Origin of the sequence: Agrococcus lahaulensis DSM 17612, from assembly GCF_000425105.1 — a bacterium.
GTDB classification, from domain to species: domain Bacteria; phylum Actinomycetota; class Actinomycetes; order Actinomycetales; family Microbacteriaceae; genus Agrococcus; species Agrococcus lahaulensis.
On the sequence record NZ_AULD01000005.1, the window covers coordinates 791,507 to 807,290 of the forward strand.

Sequence of the window (15,784 nt, forward strand, 5' to 3'; positions counted from 1 at the left end):
CGGCCGCAGGCCGGGCGTATCGAGACCCGGCTACCGTTGACGCGTGACCCAGCTCGTCGGCGACCTCTCCTTCCCGCACGTCGGCTACCTCGAGTCGCGCCGCGGCCCGATCGTCGAGATCCGCCTCTCGAACCACCCGATGGGGCAGCGCCGCACCTACGTGCGCGTGCCCGAGGGCGCGGGCGAGATCCCCGCCGGCATCTACAGCACGGCGGTCAAGCGCATCGACGAGGTCGACGAGGGCGGCTGGTTCGCCGAGGTCGAGCTCGAGCGTGAGCGGCCCGACGGCACGGTGCGCGCCGACGCGACGCGCGACGACGAATGGCGCTCGGAGGAGCGCGGCCTCTACGTGTCGAGCACCATGGAGGACTTCCTCCCGCAAGAGCCGCCCCTCGAGCGGGAGGGCGAGCAGCCGATCAACCCCTACGGGCTCTGGGCGCTCGATCCGCAAGGCGAGGCATTCCTCGTCGACGCCGAGTTCGACGACGTCGGTGGGCTGGTGATCGAACCCGCGACCCGCTTCGGCAAGTCGCTCCATCCCTGGACGTACCGAGCAGCGCTGCCGGACGGGCTCGCGATCGACGAGACCGCGCTCGACGACATCGACGCGCTCGTCGAGGTGCAGGTCTACGACTTCGACGGGTCGGACGAGCGGGCGTACGAGGTGTGGCAGCTCGGCGCGCGGCGCGCGATCGAGCGGGCGGCGACGCAGCCGCTGCCCGACTTCGACCCGGGGGTCTGGATGCGGTGGCTCACTCCGCTGGACGGCGGGAGCCCGGTCGCCTTCGGCGGCTTCATGTTCCCCGGAGATCGCGTCATCGAGCTGCAGCCCGTCATGCCGGTCGAGCCGGAGTGGGCGGCCGGCCGCGTGCTGACCGTGCCGATGCCGCGCCCCGGCGTCGAGTTCGAGGCGGCGCGCGAGGTGACGGTGTACGGCAAGCCGTTCAAGGAGCTGCGCTCGTCGGCGCCGAAGATCCAGAAGCGCCCGCCGACGCCGCTCGGCCGGTTCGTGCTCGAGGCCGAGGGCTACATGCCGCCGGGCTGGAGCGCGCTCGGCTGAGGCGCCGGCTCGGGTACGGCGAATCGCCGGCGGTAGGCCGAGGGCGAGACGCGCAGCTGCCGCGTGAAGTGGTGCCGGAGCAGCGCCGCCGTGCCGAACCCCGCCTGCTGCGCGACGGCGTCGAGCCCCAGGTCGGTCGCCTCGAGCAGGGCTTGCGCGCGCTGCACGCGCTGCGACGTGAGCCACGCCGCAGGCGTCGTGCCGAGCTCCTCGCGGAACCGGCGCGCGAACGTGCGCTCCGAGAGGTTCGCCCGCCGCGCGAGCGAGGCGACGGTGTGCTCCTCGTCGAGGTGCGCGACCATCCAGTCGATGAGCGGCGCGAGCGTCTCGGCGCGCTGCTCGGCGACCGGTCCGACGGCGAACTGCGATTGGCCGCCGTCGCGCAGCGGCGGCACGACCATCGAGCGGGCGATGACCGCGGCGGCCTGCGCGCCGTGCAGCTGGCGCACGACGTGCAGCGACGCGTCGATCGCCGCCGCGGTGCCGGCGCTCGTCGTGACGGGCCCGTCGTCGACCCACAGCGCGTCGCGCTCGAGCGCGATGTGCGGGAACTGCGCGGCGAGGTCGTCGATGTGCCGCCAGTGCGTCGTCGCGCGCCGGCCGTCGAGGATCCCGGCCTTCGCGGCGACGAACGCCCCGGAGCACAGCGCGAGCACGCGAGCGCCGCGGTCGACGGCGCGCTGGAGCACGCGCGAGACCGCGAGCGAGCACTCGCCGTCGTACTCGCACTGCGCATAGGGGGTGACGATGAGCAGGTCGGCCTCGTCGGCGAAGTCGAGCCCGTGCTCCACCATCATCGGCAGGTTCAGGCCGCCCGAGACCCGCACGGGCCCGGGCGTCTGCGTGACGACCCGGAAGTCGTGCCGCGGCACGCCCCGATCCGAGCGGTCGTAGCCGAAGACCTCGCCGGCGACGGCGAGCTCGAACGCGCTGAGGTCGTCGTCGACGATGCAGGCCACCTTGAGCATCGGAGCCCTCCGGACGATTGGCAGGATGTTGTCGGACATTGACGATCCTGCCACTCGTGGCGGGATCTTGGCAAGCGCAGACTTCCTGCCATGAACACCACCTGGCTCCTCATCCTCCTCGTCCTCGGCGCCGTCGCGATCGTCGGCACCGTCACCGCGCTGGTCCGCCAGCGCGCGCCCCGCGTCGCGACCGACGCCGAGCGCATCGCGCAGCTGCGGGACCGCTCGCTCGACCAGGACGCGCGCCGCCTCGCCGCGGCCGTCGAGGAGCAGTTCTCGCACCGGCTCGACGCGCCCGGGAACGGCCTCGCTCCGCAGATGGCCCAGCCGGTCATCGACGCGAGCATCTGGGGCGGCGCGGTGCCCGCCCGATGACGCCCGCGCATCCCGATCGCCGAAAGCCCGACGACTCGATCGTCGGGCCTTCGCCCGCGAATCGACCCCTGGTGCTCCCGCCATCGCGGTCGCATCATCGACGCATGGATGCGACCTGGGCCAGCAGCGTCGCCACGGACCCCACGTGGCTCGCCATCATCGCCGCGATCGGCGTCGTCGGATCGCTCGCGACCGTCGTCGTGCTGCTGCGCCAGCAGGCGCCGCGCCGGAAGCCGGATCTCGAGCGCATCGCGCGCCGCCGCGAGCCGCGGCCCTCGCACTGAGGCGGCGAGCGCGCGGCGGCCCTGCAGCGGGGCCCCACAATGGAGCCATGCGACTCGCGAACGCCCGGCTCCTCGACGGCTCCCTGACCGACATCGACATCGTCGAGGGCGAGATCGAGCGCATCAGCCCGGCCGGTTCGACCCCGTCGACGGGGGAGCGCCGCGACCTCGAGGGCGCGGTCGTCGTCCCCGGCCTGTGGGACGAGCACACGCACATGAGCCAGTGGGCGCGGCACCGCACGCGCCAGAGCGTGCTCGCCGCCGAGTCGGCGGAGGAGGCGGCCGCGATCGCCGCAGCGGCGGTCGTGCGGCACTCCGGTCCCGACCCACTCGTGCTCGTCGGCATGCGCGACGGCCTCTGGCCCGCCGCGCCGACCCGCGCGCTGCTCGACGAGGCGACCGGCCCCGTGCCGACGCTCGTCGTCTCGAGCGACGTGCACTGCTCGTGGCCGAACACCGCGATGCTCGAGCGCCTCGGGCTCCAGCTCGACGGCGCGCTGCTCCGTGAGGACGCCGCCTTCGCCGCCCTCGGCGACGTCGAGGCGATGCTCGACCCCGACGCCCTCGACCGCCACGTCGTCGACGCCCTCGCGGCAGCCGCGTCGCGCGGTGTCGTCGGCGTCGTCGACCTCGAGTTCGGCGACGCGGTCGGGCAGTGGATGCGTCCCGGCAGGGCGACGCCGACGCGCGTCGACGTCGGCATCTACGCCGACGAGCTCGAGCTCGCCGCCGAGCGCGGGCTCCGCTCGGGCGACGTCATCGCGGGCAGCGCCCGGGTCGGCGGGCTCAAGGTGATCTCCGACGGCTCGCTCGGCACGCGCACGGCGTGGACCGCGCATCCGTACGGCACCTCGAGCGCCAAGGTCGACGGCGGCGACTTCGGCAGGGGCGTCCGCAACGTCGACGACGAGGCGCTCGACCGGCTGCTCGCGCGAGCGCGAGAGCTCGGTCTCGACGCGATGGTCCACGCGATCGGCGACGCGGCCGTCACCGCGGCGATCGACGCGTTCGAGCGCGCGGGCGTCGGCGGCCGCATCGAGCACGCGCAGCTCGTCGCCGGGGCCGACATCCCCCGCATGGCGCGGCTCGGCATCGTCGCCTCGGTGCAGCCCGAGCACGCGCTCGACGACCGCGAGCTCATGGCCTCGCTGTGGGCCGATCGCTCGCGCGACGCCTACCGGCTGCGCTCACTCGTCGACGCCGGCGTGCGCGTCGTGCTGGGCTCCGACGCGCCCGTGACGCCGCTCGACCCGTGGCTCGGCATCGCGACCGCGGTGACGCGCACGCGCGGCGACGAGGCGCCGTGGCAGCCGGAGGAGGCGCTCTCGCTCGAGCAGGCGATCGCCGCCTCGAGCCGCACGAGCGTCGCCGTCGGCGAGCCGGCCGACCTCGTCGTGCTCGGCGCGCCGCTGCCCGACACCGACGACCCGCACGAGGCCGCGGCGGCGCTGCGTGGCATGCCCGTCGCGCTCACGCTCGTCGCGGGCGAGGCGATCTTCGACGCGATGGGCTGAATCGCGCCCTTGCGGACCCGGACAGCGGATGCGTCCGGCCGTTGTCGATCCCGCACAAGCGGGCGCGTGGCGGCACCGGCGCCGATTGCGGTCGGGGCCAACGCCCTCGCGGGGCCTCGAGGGGCGTGCCTACCGTGAGGACGCATCCATCCTGTCCTGAAGGAGGAACCATGGCCGACCGCACCGACCGCCAGCGCTCGACGAGCTCGCGCCCGCAGGGCCGGGTCGACGTCGACTGGCTCGGCCGCGACCTGCTCGGCACGTGGGCCGAGCGCCGCCTCGCGGCGCGCGCCAAGGTCGCCGACCCGCGCTACCAGCGCGTCGACGACCTGACGATGGCCGACCACCGCGAGCGAGTGCTCGAGCAGATGCACATGCTCGTCGCCGACGGCGCCGTCCACGCCGCGTTCCCGGAGCGCTTCGGCGGCGCCGACGACCACGGCGGCAACATCGCCGGGTTCGAGGAGCTCGTGCTCGCCGACCCGAGCCTGCAGATCAAGTCGGGCGTGCAGTACGGGCTGTTCGGCGCGGCGGTGCTGCACCTCGGCACGCGGCGCCACCACGACGAGCTGCTGCCGGCCATCATCAGCCTCGACGTGCCGGGCGCCTTCGCGATGACCGAGACCGGCCACGGCTCGGACGTCGCCTCGATCGGCACGACCGCGACCTACGACGAGGCGACCGAGGAGTTCGTCATCCACACGCCGTTCCGCGGCGCGTGGAAGGACTACCTCGGCAACGCCGCGCTGCACGGCAAGCACGCGGTCGTCTTCGCCAAGCTCATCACGAAGGGCGTCGACCACGGCGTGCACGCCTTCTACGTGCCGCTGCGCGACGACGAGGGCGCGTTCCTGCCTGGCGTCGGCGGCGAGGACGACGGTTACAAGGGCGGGCTCAACGGCATCGACAACGGCCGGCTCCACTTCACCCACGTGCGCGTGCCGCGCACGAACCTGCTCAACCGCTACGGCGACGTCGCGCCCGACGGCACCTACTCGAGCCCGATCGCGAGCCCCGGCCGGCGCTTCTTCACGATGCTCGGCACGCTCGTGCAGGGCCGCGTCTCGCTCGACGGCGCCGCCGTCGTCGCGCAGAAGGCCGCGCTCGCGATCGCGATCCGCTACGGCACCGAGCGGCGCCAGTTCAACGCCTCGAGCAACGCCGAGGAGGAGGTGCTGCTCGACTACCGCCGGCACCAGCGCCGACTCTTCACGCGGCTCGCGAAGGCGTACGCGCAGTCCTACGCGCACGAGATCCTGCTCTCGAAGTTCGACGGGGTCTTCTCGGGCCGCACCGACACCCCCGAGGAGCGCGAGGACCTCGAGACCCTCGCCGCCGGCCTCAAGGCGCTCTCGACGTGGCAGATGCTCGACACGCTCCAGGAGGCGCGCGAGGCGTGCGGCGGGGCGGGCTTCCTTGGCGAGAACCGGCTCGTGCAGCTGCGCGCCGACACCGACGTCTACGTCACCTTCGAGGGCGACAACACCGTGCTCCTCCAGCTCGTCGGCAAGCGCCTGCTCGGCGACTTCTCGAAGCAGTTCAAGGGCGCCTCGAAGGCCGACATCGCGCGCTTCGCCGCCGACCAGCTCTTCGACCGCGCGACCTCGTTCGTCGGCCTCCGCACCTTCTCGCAGGACGTGCGCGACCTCCGCAACGTGAAGAAGTCGTCGCTCGCGCTCCGCGACCGCGAGGTGCAGCGCGACCTGCTCGAGGACCGCGTCGAGCAGATGGTCGCCGACATCGCGGGCCGGCTGCGGAGCGCCCCGAAGGACCAGGCCGGCGCCGCCGCGGCGTTCAACGACGAGCAGCACGAGCTCATCGAGGCCGCGCGCGCGTGGGTCGAGCTGCAGCAGTACGACGCGCTCGACGCGGCCGTCGAGCGGATGCCCGCGGCGACCAAGGAGGTCATGACGCACGTGCGCGACCTCTTCGCGCTCACGATCATCGAGGAGCACGCCGCGTGGCACCTCGAGAACGGCCGGCTCTCGGGTGCCCGCTCGAAGGCCGTGACCTCGACGATCGAGGTGCTGCTGCAGAAGCTGCGGCCGCACGCGCTCGACCTCTCCGCGGCCTTCGGCCTCGGCGACGAGCACCTGCGCGCGCACATCGCGACCGGCGCCGAGTCCGAGCGCCAGGCCGAGGCGATGGCGCACTACGCGCAGCTCCGGGCCGCCGGCGCCCTTCCGGTGCCCGAGAAGCGGGGGCGCGCGTCCGACCCGTCGGCGCAGCCGATCGCGACGGCGGGCGCGGCGCCCGTGCCGCCGGCCGACGTCATGTCGGCGCCCTCGGCCGACTCGGTGTCGGCGCCGTCGGCGGATGCGGCTGACGACGAGCACGACGCGGAGCTCGCGACCCGCTGAGCCGCCGCCGTCCATCGAGGGGATCCGCCGCAGGGCGGGTCCCCTCCATGCCGTCGCGGGCCGCGCGCCCGCGGATGCAGACGCGATCCACAGGGCGTATGCGGCCTACAGAATTGCGTACGCCATACGCTGTAAAGCATCCGGGGTCGCGATCGAGCAGGTCGTCAGGCCCGCATCGGCTGGGAAGTCGCCGACGAGCCCGAGAGGGGCACCATGACCACGATGACCGCCGTGAGGAGCTCGCAAGGCGAGCCCCGGGCCACCACACCGCCCTCCGAGCGAGGAGCGCGCGCCGACTTCCGGGTCGTCGCGAAGGCCGTGCGAGACGCAGGCCTGCTCGAGCGCCGAGTGGGCTTCTACGCGTGGCTCATGGCCGGTCTCGGCATCGCGCTCGCGGGGCTGCTCGTCGGCTCCGTGCTGCTGGGCGACTCGTGGTTCCAGCTGCTCATCGCGGCTGGCCTCGGCATCGTGCTCACGCAGATCGCGTTCATCGCGCACGAGGCCTCGCACCGGCAGGTGCTGAAGTCCGGCCCCGCGAACGACCGGCTCGGGCGCATCCTCGCCGCGGGCGTCGTCGGCATCAGCCACCAGTGGTGGATGACGAAGCACTCGCGCCACCACGCGAACCCCAATCAGATCGGCCGCGACCCCGACATCGAGATCGACACGATCTCGTTCCTGCCGAGCGACGCCAAGAAGGCGCGCGGCATCCAGCGCTGGGTGACCCAGCGCCAGGGCTGGCTGTTCTTCCCGCTGCTGACCTTCGAGGGCGCCAACCTGCACGTGCGCTCGATCATCACCCTGCTCGAGCGCCGCCCGGTCGTCGGGCGCTGGCTCGAGCTCGGCCTCATCGCCGGCCGCTTCGCCCTGCTGATCACGTTCCTGCTGCTCGTCATGCCGCCGCTCATGGCGCTCGCGTTCCTCGGCGTGCAGCTCGCCGTCTTCGGCATCGGCATGGGCGCGTCCTTCGCGCCGAACCACAAGGGGATGCCGACCGTCAGCCGCGACGCGAAGCTCGACTTCTTCACGAAGCAGGTGCGCACCTCGCGCAACATCCGCGGCTGGGGCATGAGCGCGCTCATGGGCGGCCTCAACTACCAGGTCGAGCACCACCTGTTCCCCAACATGGCCCGCCCGCACCTACGCGCGGCGAGCGAGATCGTGCGCGCCCACTGCCGCGAGCACGGCATCAGCTACACCGAGACCAGCATGGTCGGCGCCTACGCCTCCGTCATCCGCTACTTGAACCGCGTGGGCCTCGCCGCCCGCGACCCGTTCGAGTGCCCGATGCTGGCGACGAGGCGATGAACCGGAGGGCACCGAAGCGGCAGCCCGTCCGCCACGCGCTCGCGCAGCTGCACTGGGCGCTCAGCCCTTGGCGGCTCGTCCGCGAGCAGCCGCCCGTCGACGGCGCGCGGCTGCTCATCGGCGCCCCCCACACCTCCAACCGCGACTTCGTGCTCATGCTCGCGATCGCGTGGGATGCGCGACTGCCGGTGCGCTGGCTCGGCAAGCGAGAGCTGTTCCAGGGCCCGCTCGGCTGGGTGATGCACCGCCTCGGCGGCATCCCCGTCGACCGCGACGACCCGGCCGGGCTCGTCGACCGCGTCATCGCGCTCGTGCGCGACGACCCGCGCGCCGCGATCGTCGTCACGCCCGACGGCACGCGCCGCTCGACGCAGTGGCGGAGCGGCTTCTACCGCATCGCGCTCGAGGCGGGCCTGCCCGTCACGCTGGGCTTCGTCGACGCGACGACCCGCACGACGGGCCTCGGCCCGACCATCTCGCTCACGGGTGACGTCCCTGCCGACATGGACCGTATCCGCGCCTTCTACGCCGACAAGGCGGGCGTCCGCCCCGAGCTGCGCACCGAGCCGCGGCTCGCCGACGAGGCGAGCCTCGCCGCGCGCTTGCGGGAGGAGCGAGCGAAGCGCGAGCGCTGACCGGCGCCGCCTCTGGCGCGGCCGCCGAGGCTTTGGCACGATGAGGCCATGAGCACGGCCGGGATGATCGAGATCAGCGAGGACGAGTGCCTCAAGCTGCTGCGCGCCTTCGAGTTCGGGCGCATCGCGTTCCGCGTCGGCGACGTGCTCGAGGTCTTCCCGATCAACTACCACGCGGACGGGCGCGAGATCACGTTCCGCACCGCGCCAGGCACGAAGCTCGCCGGGGTGCTGCTCGCCGACGACGTGGTCTTCGAGATCGACCACATCGGCGAGCGCGAGGCGTGGAGCGTCGTCGCGCACGGCAGGGCGCGCAGGCTCGACTCGGGCAAGGAACTCGAGGAAGCCGAGCAGCTGCCGATCCGCTCGCTCGTGCCGAGCGTGAAGCGCGAGTTCGTGCGCATCGAGATCTCGCGGGTGAGCGGCCGCCGCTTCCACCGCGGGCGTCAGCCGGACCCGGCTGCGGAGCCGCTCGTCGACTCGACCGACTGACCGGCGTGCGCGATCACTCGTCGAGCTCGTCGCGCCGCCTGGCGAGGTAGGCACGCTCGGCGGCATTGCTCGTGAGCTCGAGCGCCCGGTCGTAGGCGGCGCGCGCCTCGTCGCGCCGCCCGAGCCGGCGCAGCAGATCCGCTCGTGTCGCGTGCAGCGCGTGGTAGCCGTCGATCTCGACTGCCACGCGGTCGACCTCGGCGAGCGCCGCACCCGGGCCGTGCACCTCGCCGATGGCGACCGCTCGGTTGAGCCGCACGATCGGCGACGGGTCGAGCGCGACGATCCGCGGCCAGTCGGTCTCCCGCGCGGTCGACGCGGCGGTGTGCACGGCGCTCATCGCGGCGAGCAGCTGGAAGCGACCGGGCGCCTCGCCGGTCGCGGCGCGCTCGCGCACGAGCGCGTGCCCCTCGTCGATCAGGTCGCGATGCCACGCGGCGCGGTCCTGCCGATCCAGCGTCACGAGCTCGCCCGAGGGCGAGACCCGCGCGGGCCGCCGAGCCTCGGCGAGCAGCATGAGGGCGAGCAGGCCCGCGACCTCGCCGTCGTCGGGGCGCAGCTCGCGCAGCAGTCGGCCGAGCCGGATCGCCTCGTCGGTGAGCTCGCGGCGCACCGGCTCGGCGCCGGAGCCCGCGAGGTAGCCCTCGTTGAAGACGAGGTAGACGACCGTGAGCACGCCCTGGAGGCGCTCGCCGACGTCCGCCTCCGAGGGCACGCGGTAGGGGATCCGCGCGACGCGGATCTTGCGCTTCGCCCGCGTGAGCCGCTGCGCCATCGTCGACTCCGGCACGAGGAAGGCTCGTGCGATGTCGGCGACCGCAAGCCCGGTGACGAGCCGCAGGGTCAGCGCGGCGCGCGCCTCCATCGCGAGCGCCGGGTGGCAGCACGTGAACAGCAGCCGCAGCCGGTCGTCGTCGACCGCGCCGGCCGGCTCGGGAGGGGAGTCGTCGAAGACCATGAGCGCGGCCTCGTGCTTGCCGTGCCGCTGCTCCTCGCGGCGCAGCCGGTCGATCGCGCGCCGGGTCGCGGTCGTCGTGAGCCAGCCGCCGGGGTTGGGCGGCACGCCCTCCCGCGGCCAGCGCTCGACCGCCGCGAGGAAGGCCTCGCCCGCGGCGTCCTCCGCGAGGTCGAGGTCCCCGAAGCGGCGGGCGAGCCCGGCGACCACCCGCGACCACTCGGAGCGGTGGGCGCGGGCGATCGCGAGGCCGGCTTGGTCGATCACGCGTCGAGCGTGGCGCGGACGGACTCAGCCGAGTTGAACGGGCGCACCTCTATGGGGTTGCGGCACGCCCTCGACCCCTCCGCGGCGAGCGCGATCGCCTCGTCGAGATCGGCTGCCTCGATGACCCAGAAGCCGCCGAGGTGCTCCTTCGACTCGAGGTAGGGGCCGTCGGTGACGATGGGCCGCTCGCCCCGCCCGTCGACGGTCGTCGCGCTGGTCGCCTCGGCGAGCCCGTCGGCGAAGACGAAGTGCCCGTCGCGCTCGAGCCGCTCGTTGAAGGCGCCGGTGTCGGCGAGCGCCTGCCCCATCGCCTCCCGCGAGCCGTACTCCCCGAACGGCTCGCGCTCGGCGGGCCCGAACACCGACAGCATGTAGCGCGCCATCTCAGTCGCGATCCTGCGCGTGCCGCTCCACGATCTCGGCCATGCCGGAGGGGAAGCGGTGCACCTCCTGCGGCCAGTCGAGCGCGACTGCGAGCCGGCCCGCCCAGTAGCGCGCGGTCTCGTCGTCCGGCACGTCGATCACCGCGAAGCCGCCGAGGTGCTCCTTCGTCTCGACGTAGGGCCCGTCCGTGAAGACGGGCTCGCCGTCCCGGCTCTCGACGCTGCAGACGACGGTGGATGCGTCGAGCCCGCCGTCCCCGAACACGTAGACGCCTGCCTGCTGCATCTGCGCGATCACGGCACCGGAGGCCGTGCTCTTCGCACGCAGCTCCTCGGCGGTGTGCGCCGGGACCCACTCGTCGTTGAACGCGATCAAGTACTGCGCCATCACTGTCTCCTCTCGAGCGGCCCCATCGACCGCCTCACATGATCTACGAACGGGAGGCGCCGGATACGACACCCGCGGTCATGATCCGCCGGCGACGCCGCTCAGGGAAGGCGTCGAGCGCGTCCGGGCGGAATGGGGAACCCTCAGGGCGCGTTGGCACACTCGGGTCGACACGACGAGAGATCCGCACGACGAGGAGAGCACCCGCATGACGCACACGGTCGCATCGAGCATCGCCGACGCCGAGCGACCGCGCGAGACGCTCACGATCGGCATCCTCGGGGCCGGCAAGATCGGCACGGTGCTCGCGCGCCTCTCGCTCGCCGCGGGGCACCGCACGCTCATCGCCGCCTCGGGCTCGCCCCAGCGCATCCGCCTCATCGCGGAGTACATGGCGCCGGGCGCCGAGCCCATGCTCGCCGCCGATGCCGCGGCACAGGCCGACCTCGTGATCCTCGCCCTGCCGCTCGGCCAGTACGACCGGCTGCCGGTCGAGGCGCTGCGCGGCAAGGTCGTCGTCGACGCCATGAACTACTGGTGGGAGACCGACGGCCTCCGCGACGAGTTCACCGACCCCGAGCGGCCGACGAGCACCATCGTGCAGGAGTTCCTGCCCGAGTCGCGCGTCGTGAAGGCGTTCAACCACATGGGCTACCACGACCTCGCCGACTGGCCGCGCTCGGCCGGGAGCCCGCAGCGGCGCGCGATCGCCGTCGCGGGCGACAGCCCGGAGGATGTGCGGCTCGTGGCGCAGCTCGTCGACGACTTCGGCTTCGATCCGGTCGTGCTCGACTCGCTCGCAGTAGGCCTGCGGCTGCAGCCGGGCTTCCCGGCATTCGGAGCGAACGAGGACGCGCCGACGCTCCGGGCGCTCATCGGCGACTGACGCCTCCGCTGCCCGCCGAACGACCAAGCCCCCGCCGAGGCGGGGGCTTGTCGATGGTGGCTCCGACCGGCATCGATCCGGTGACCTTTCGATTTTCAGTCGAACGCTCTACCAACTGAGCTACAGAGCCAGGCTCTCGAGGAGCCGAAGCGGGCTCTCGCCCGCCCTTGCACAAGGCCCTCTCTCTCGAGAGGGCCAGGGCAATGGCGACCCTGACGGGACTTGAACCCGCGACCTCCGCCGTGACAGGGCGGCGCGCTAACCAAACTGCGCTACAGGGCCATTCCGGTAGTCCCCATCGTACAGATGAATCCGCGAGTGAGTGACCCCAACGGGATTCGAACCCGTGCTGCCGCCGTGAAAGGGCGGTGTCCTAGGCCGCTAAACGATGGGGCCATGCGCCGGAGCACATGACTACCGAGGGATGACGTTACAGCACGCGGCACCCGCCGTGCAAACCGGCGCCGACCCGCGGCGAGCCCCTCGCGGTCTCTGCGCCGCGCTTCCGGCGACACGCCCGCCTCAGTGTCGGCTGAACCGAACCTTCAGGTGGAGTATGAAAGTTGATAGCGTGGCTCCCGATGTGTGTCGTGACACGGGCGCAGCCCGGGTGCACGATGTTGATTTATGCAGCCGCGCGCTGCTCGAACGGAGCGACATGGCCCACCCCAGCCGGCCGGCCCCAGGCCTCGCGGATCGGTCGCGCCTGCGCGCCGTCCGCCACGGCCTCGCCACGGCTGCGGCAGTCGCCAGCCTCGTGCTCGTCATGCTCGTGCCCGGCGCCCCGAGCGCCAACGCCGGAGGCCACGAGGATCAGTGGGGCTACCCCACGTGGGCCGAGGTCGAGGCGGCACGCGGCAACGTGACCGCGAAGAACACGCAGATCGAGCAGATCCGCGGACTCATCGCGCAGCTCGAGGCCGAGGCCGTGGACGCGCAGGCGTTCTCCGACCAGAAGGCCGCCGAGGCGATCGAGGCGCAGCGCGTCTACGACGAGGCCGTTGCGGTCGCCCAGCGCCTGCAGGAGCAGGCCGACGAGGCGTCGGCCCGGGCCAGCGAGTCGGAGCTCGCCGCCGGTCAGCTCGCGGCGCAGCTTGCCCGCAGCGGCGGCACCGGCGACATGAGCGCTGAGCTCTTCGCCAACCCCGGCTCCGCCGACAGCTGGCTCTATCGCCTCGACCTCATGGATCGCGCCGCCGGCACCGCCGACTCGCTCTACCAGCAGGCGCAGCAGGACTCCAACACCGCGCAGGCCCTCCAGGACCAGGCGGCCGTCGCGCGCGACGCCCTCGGCCAGCTCAAGGAGGAGGCTGACGCCGCCTACCTCGCCGCGCAGGAGGCCGCGATGGCCGCGCAGGCCGCGGTCGAGGAGGAGCAGAACAACCGCGTCGTGCTCGAGGCGCAGCTGTCGGTGCTCGTCGAGAACCGCGCCGCCACCGAGGCCGACTACCAGGCCGGCCAGCGCTGGCAGGCGTACCTCGCCGAGCAGGAGCGGCTGCGCATCGAGCGCGAGCGCCGCGAGGCCGAGGAGGCGCGGCAGCGCTGGCTCGCCGAGCAGCAGCGCCAGCGCGAGGCCGCGGCGCAGGCCGCCGCGGAAGCCGCGGCTCGGGCTGCGGCTGGCGGCGGCTCGGGAGGAGGCGGCTCGTCGAGCGGTGGCGGCAGCTCCGTCCCGGTGGCGCCCCCCGCCAGCAGCGGCTGGCAGACTCCCCTGTACGGACGCTTCACGTCGGGCTACGGGATGCGCAACGACCCGGTCGGCCAGCTCGGCCGCAAGCTGCATGCCGGAGTGGACATCGCAGGCGGCTGTGGTTCGCCCATCTACGCCGCGGCCAGCGGCGTCGTGACGCTCCGCTCCCGCGACATCTATGGCGCGAACATGCTCTACATCGACCATGGCGGCGGCGTGCAGACCGAGTACTACCACATGATCAGACCCGCCAGCGTCGTTCCCGGTCAGCGCGTGAGCGCCGGACAGGTGATCGCCTACGAGGGCAGAACCGGCTGGGTGACCGGCTGCCACCTGCACTTCCAGATCCGCGTCGGCGGCACGCTCGTCAACCCCGAGTCGTTCCTCAACGCCCGCGGCGTCTACCTGAGCTGACCGGCCCGGCGCATCCGTACTCCGCTGGTCGAGCCGCCGGCCCTCCGGGCCGGCGAGTCGAGACCATGAGACGTCGGATGCGCCGACCTCCTCGACCAGCGGGGTGCGGGATGCGCCGACCCGGCACGACGAAGGGGGCGCACCTCGCGGTGCGCCCCCTTCGTCTCGTTGCGCGCGTCAGTCGTCGATGTCGCGTCCGCCCTCGGGCTTCTCCACCGACTCGCCGGTCTGGTCGCCGTGCTCGGCGTCGAACGCCGCGATGCCGGCCTGGACCGTCGCCTCGGCGGCCTCCGCGCCGTCCCAGTCGCCGAGCTTGGCCCACTTGCCGGGCTCGAGGTCCTTGTAGTGCAGGAAGAAGTGCTCGATCTCGTTGCGGATCTGCCGCGGCACGTCGTCGATGTCCTGGATGTGGGCCCAGCGCGGGTCCTTGTCCAGCACGCAGATCACCTTCGTGTCGATGCCGCCGTCGTCCTCCATGTTGAGCTGGCCGACGGGGCGCACGCGCACGAAGACGCCCGGCGGCACCGGGTACTCGAGCAGCACGAGCGCGTCGACCGGGTCGCCGTCGAGGCCGAGCGTGCCCTCGAAGAAGCCGTAGTCGGTCGGGTAGACGAAGGTCGTGAACAGCACCCGGTCGAGGTAGACGCGGCCCGTCTCGTGATCGACCTCGTACTTGTTGCGGCTCCCCTTCGGGATCTCGATGACGACGTCGTAGGCGGCCAAGAGCGGCTCCTTCTCGTGGGGGTGAGGAATCGGCATAAGGTTACTTCATGCCCGAAAGCGACCGTCGACCGCGGCTGACGCCTGCCGTCGCCGACGTGCGTCGGGCGGTGCGCGAGGCCCTCGCCGACCTTCCTGAGGGCGCGCTCGTGCTCGTCGCGCTCTCGGGCGGCGCCGACTCGCTCGCGCTCGCCGGGGCGACGGCCTTCGAGGCGCAGCGCGCCGGCCTGCGCGCCGGCGCCGTCGTCGTCGACCACCAGCTGCAGGCGGGCAGCGCCGAGATCGCCGAGCGCGCGGCCGAGCAGGGGCGAGCGCTCGGCCTCGACCCGGTGCGCATCGTGCCCGTGCAGGTCGCGCCCGACGGGAGCCCCGAGGCGGCCGCCCGTCAGGCCCGCTACGCGGCGCTCCTCAAGGCGCGGAAGGACACCGGCGCATCCGCAGTCCTCCTCGGGCACACGCTCGACGACCAGGCCGAGACCGTGCTCATCGGCCTCGCGCGCGGCTCTGGTCCCGAGAGCCTGTGGGGCATGCACCCGCGCATCGGCTTCCTGCGGCGGCCGCTGCTGCAGGTGCGGCGCGCGACGACGCACCAGGCGTGCCGCGACCAGGGGCTCGAGCCGTGGAGCGACCCGCACAACGACGACGAGCGCTTCCTGCGCGTGCGCGTGCGGCACCGGGTGCTGCCGATGCTCGACGAGGTGCTCGGCGGGGGAGTGGCGCTCGCCCTCACGCGCACCGCAGACACGCTGCGGGAGGACGCCGAGGCGCTCGCGCACTTCGCGCAGGAGCAGATCGGCGACCTCGTCGAGCACGCCGAGGGCGGGCTCTCGCTCGACGTCGGCGGCCTCGGTGCGAACCCGCCTGCCCTGCGGCAGCGCATCATCCGGCTCGCGGTGCAGAGCGAGTTCCACACCGCGCTCACGAGGCAGCAGACGCTCGAGGTCTCGCGCCTCGTCACCGACTGGCACGGCCAGGGGCCGATCCACCTCCCCGGCATCCGCGTCTCGCGCGAGGGCCGCAGGCTCGTCTTCGTCGCCGCCTGACGCCTCCTCGGCGGTCGTTGCGGAATCGTGACCTCTTCGGCGCGA

General features: G+C 73.0%; 16 protein-coding genes and 3 tRNA genes. 11 read left to right on the top strand and 8 right to left on the bottom strand.

The window, feature by feature from the left end; genetic code table 11:
* Positions 1-43: 43 nt before the first annotated feature.
* Positions 44-1,060, top strand: a complete 1,017-nt coding sequence (locus H508_RS0104420; RefSeq protein WP_026373182.1) for a hypothetical protein — start codon at positions 44-46, stop codon at positions 1,058-1,060.
* On the opposite strand, the gene H508_RS0104425 is transcribed toward H508_RS0104420, so the two are convergent.
* Positions 1,027-2,028 (bottom strand): GlxA family transcriptional regulator, encoded by a 1,002-nt coding sequence (locus H508_RS0104425; protein ID WP_026373183.1) that lies wholly within the window; start codon positions 2,026-2,028, stop codon positions 1,027-1,029. The two genes, H508_RS0104420 and H508_RS0104425, sit on opposite strands and share 34 nt — an antisense overlap.
* Before the next feature lie 90 nt (positions 2,029-2,118).
* Here H508_RS0104425 and H508_RS0104430 point away from each other — a divergent pair, with 90 nt between their 5' ends.
* From H508_RS0104430 to H508_RS14510, 7 genes are all read left to right on the top strand, one after another.
* The gene (locus H508_RS0104430; protein ID WP_026373184.1) at positions 2,119-2,403 is read left to right on the top strand and encodes a hypothetical protein; all 285 of its coding nucleotides are present in this window, start codon (positions 2,119-2,121) and stop codon (positions 2,401-2,403) included.
* A gap of 104 nt (positions 2,404-2,507) precedes the next feature.
* A complete protein-coding gene (locus H508_RS0104435) occupies positions 2,508-2,687 on the top strand; it encodes a hypothetical protein (protein ID WP_026373185.1) in 180 nt (59 codons plus the stop codon).
* Between the two features lie 47 nt (positions 2,688-2,734).
* Entirely contained in the window at positions 2,735-4,201 is a 1,467-nt protein-coding gene (locus tag H508_RS0104440; protein ID WP_026373186.1) for an amidohydrolase, read from the top strand.
* Positions 4,202-4,371: 170 nt separating this feature from the next.
* Entirely contained in the window at positions 4,372-6,561 is a 2,190-nt protein-coding gene (locus H508_RS14500) for an acyl-CoA dehydrogenase family protein (protein WP_084155040.1), read from the top strand.
* Positions 6,562-6,783: 222 nt separating this feature from the next.
* Positions 6,784-7,869, top strand: a complete 1,086-nt coding sequence (locus H508_RS0104450) for a fatty acid desaturase family protein (RefSeq protein ID WP_425393444.1) — start codon at positions 6,784-6,786, stop codon at positions 7,867-7,869.
* A complete protein-coding gene (locus tag H508_RS14505) occupies positions 7,866-8,504 on the top strand; it encodes a 1-acyl-sn-glycerol-3-phosphate acyltransferase (protein ID WP_051222747.1) in 639 nt (212 codons plus the stop codon). The genes H508_RS0104450 and H508_RS14505 overlap by 4 nt, the downstream gene beginning before the upstream one ends.
* A 48-nt stretch (positions 8,505-8,552) precedes the next feature.
* Positions 8,553-8,996, top strand: a complete 444-nt coding sequence (locus H508_RS14510; RefSeq protein ID WP_035253771.1) for a pyridoxamine 5'-phosphate oxidase family protein — start codon at positions 8,553-8,555, stop codon at positions 8,994-8,996.
* Positions 8,997-9,009: 13 nt separating this feature from the next.
* Here H508_RS14510 and H508_RS0104465 read toward each other — a convergent pair whose 3' ends face one another.
* The 3 genes from H508_RS0104465 to H508_RS0104475 are packed head-to-tail and all read right to left on the bottom strand — an operon-like array spanning position 9,010 to position 10,989.
* Positions 9,010-10,215, bottom strand: a complete 1,206-nt coding sequence (locus H508_RS0104465; protein ID WP_026373188.1) for an RNA polymerase sigma factor — start codon at positions 10,213-10,215, stop codon at positions 9,010-9,012.
* On the bottom strand, positions 10,215-10,601 hold the full coding sequence (locus tag H508_RS0104470; protein WP_035253772.1) for a YciI family protein: 387 nt from the start codon (positions 10,599-10,601) through the stop codon (positions 10,215-10,217). Before H508_RS0104470 ends, H508_RS0104465 begins: the two co-directional genes overlap by 1 nt.
* Position 10,602: 1 nt before the next feature.
* Entirely contained in the window at positions 10,603-10,989 is a 387-nt protein-coding gene (locus tag H508_RS0104475; RefSeq protein WP_026373190.1) for a YciI family protein, read from the bottom strand.
* 208 nt (positions 10,990-11,197) lie between these two features.
* Between H508_RS0104475 and H508_RS0104480 the strand changes: the two genes are divergently transcribed.
* Positions 11,198-11,875 carry an NADPH-dependent F420 reductase gene (locus H508_RS0104480; protein ID WP_051222671.1) on the top strand — a complete coding sequence of 226 codons (678 nt, stop codon included), beginning with the start codon at positions 11,198-11,200 and terminating at the stop codon, positions 11,873-11,875.
* A gap of 54 nt (positions 11,876-11,929) precedes the next feature.
* Here the strand turns inward: H508_RS0104480 and H508_RS0104485 are convergent.
* The 3 genes from H508_RS0104485 to H508_RS0104495 all read right to left on the bottom strand — a co-directional run bounded on the left by H508_RS0104485 (position 11,930) and on the right by H508_RS0104495 (position 12,271).
* A tRNA-Phe gene (locus tag H508_RS0104485) sits at positions 11,930-12,005 on the bottom strand.
* Positions 12,006-12,079: 74 nt separating this feature from the next.
* A tRNA-Asp gene (locus H508_RS0104490) sits at positions 12,080-12,157 on the bottom strand.
* Between the two features lie 41 nt (positions 12,158-12,198).
* Positions 12,199-12,271, bottom strand: a tRNA-Glu gene (locus tag H508_RS0104495).
* A 262-nt stretch (positions 12,272-12,533) separates the two neighbouring features.
* On the opposite strand from H508_RS0104495, the gene H508_RS0104500 reads away from it, so the two are divergent.
* Positions 12,534-13,976 carry a peptidoglycan DD-metalloendopeptidase family protein gene (locus H508_RS0104500; protein WP_156905980.1) on the top strand — a complete coding sequence of 481 codons (1,443 nt, stop codon included), beginning with the start codon at positions 12,534-12,536 and terminating at the stop codon, positions 13,974-13,976.
* Between the two features lie 177 nt (positions 13,977-14,153).
* Here the strand turns inward: H508_RS0104500 and H508_RS14515 are convergent, their stop codons facing one another.
* Complete coding sequence (locus H508_RS14515; protein ID WP_051222676.1) at positions 14,154-14,699, bottom strand: inorganic diphosphatase; 546 nt, start codon at positions 14,697-14,699, stop codon at positions 14,154-14,156.
* 47 nt (positions 14,700-14,746) lie between these two features.
* Between H508_RS14515 and tilS the strand changes: the two genes are divergently transcribed.
* Positions 14,747-15,739 (top strand): tRNA lysidine(34) synthetase TilS, encoded by a 993-nt coding sequence (gene tilS, locus H508_RS0104510; protein WP_026373193.1) that lies wholly within the window; start codon positions 14,747-14,749, stop codon positions 15,737-15,739.
* Positions 15,740-15,784 lie beyond the last annotated feature (45 nt).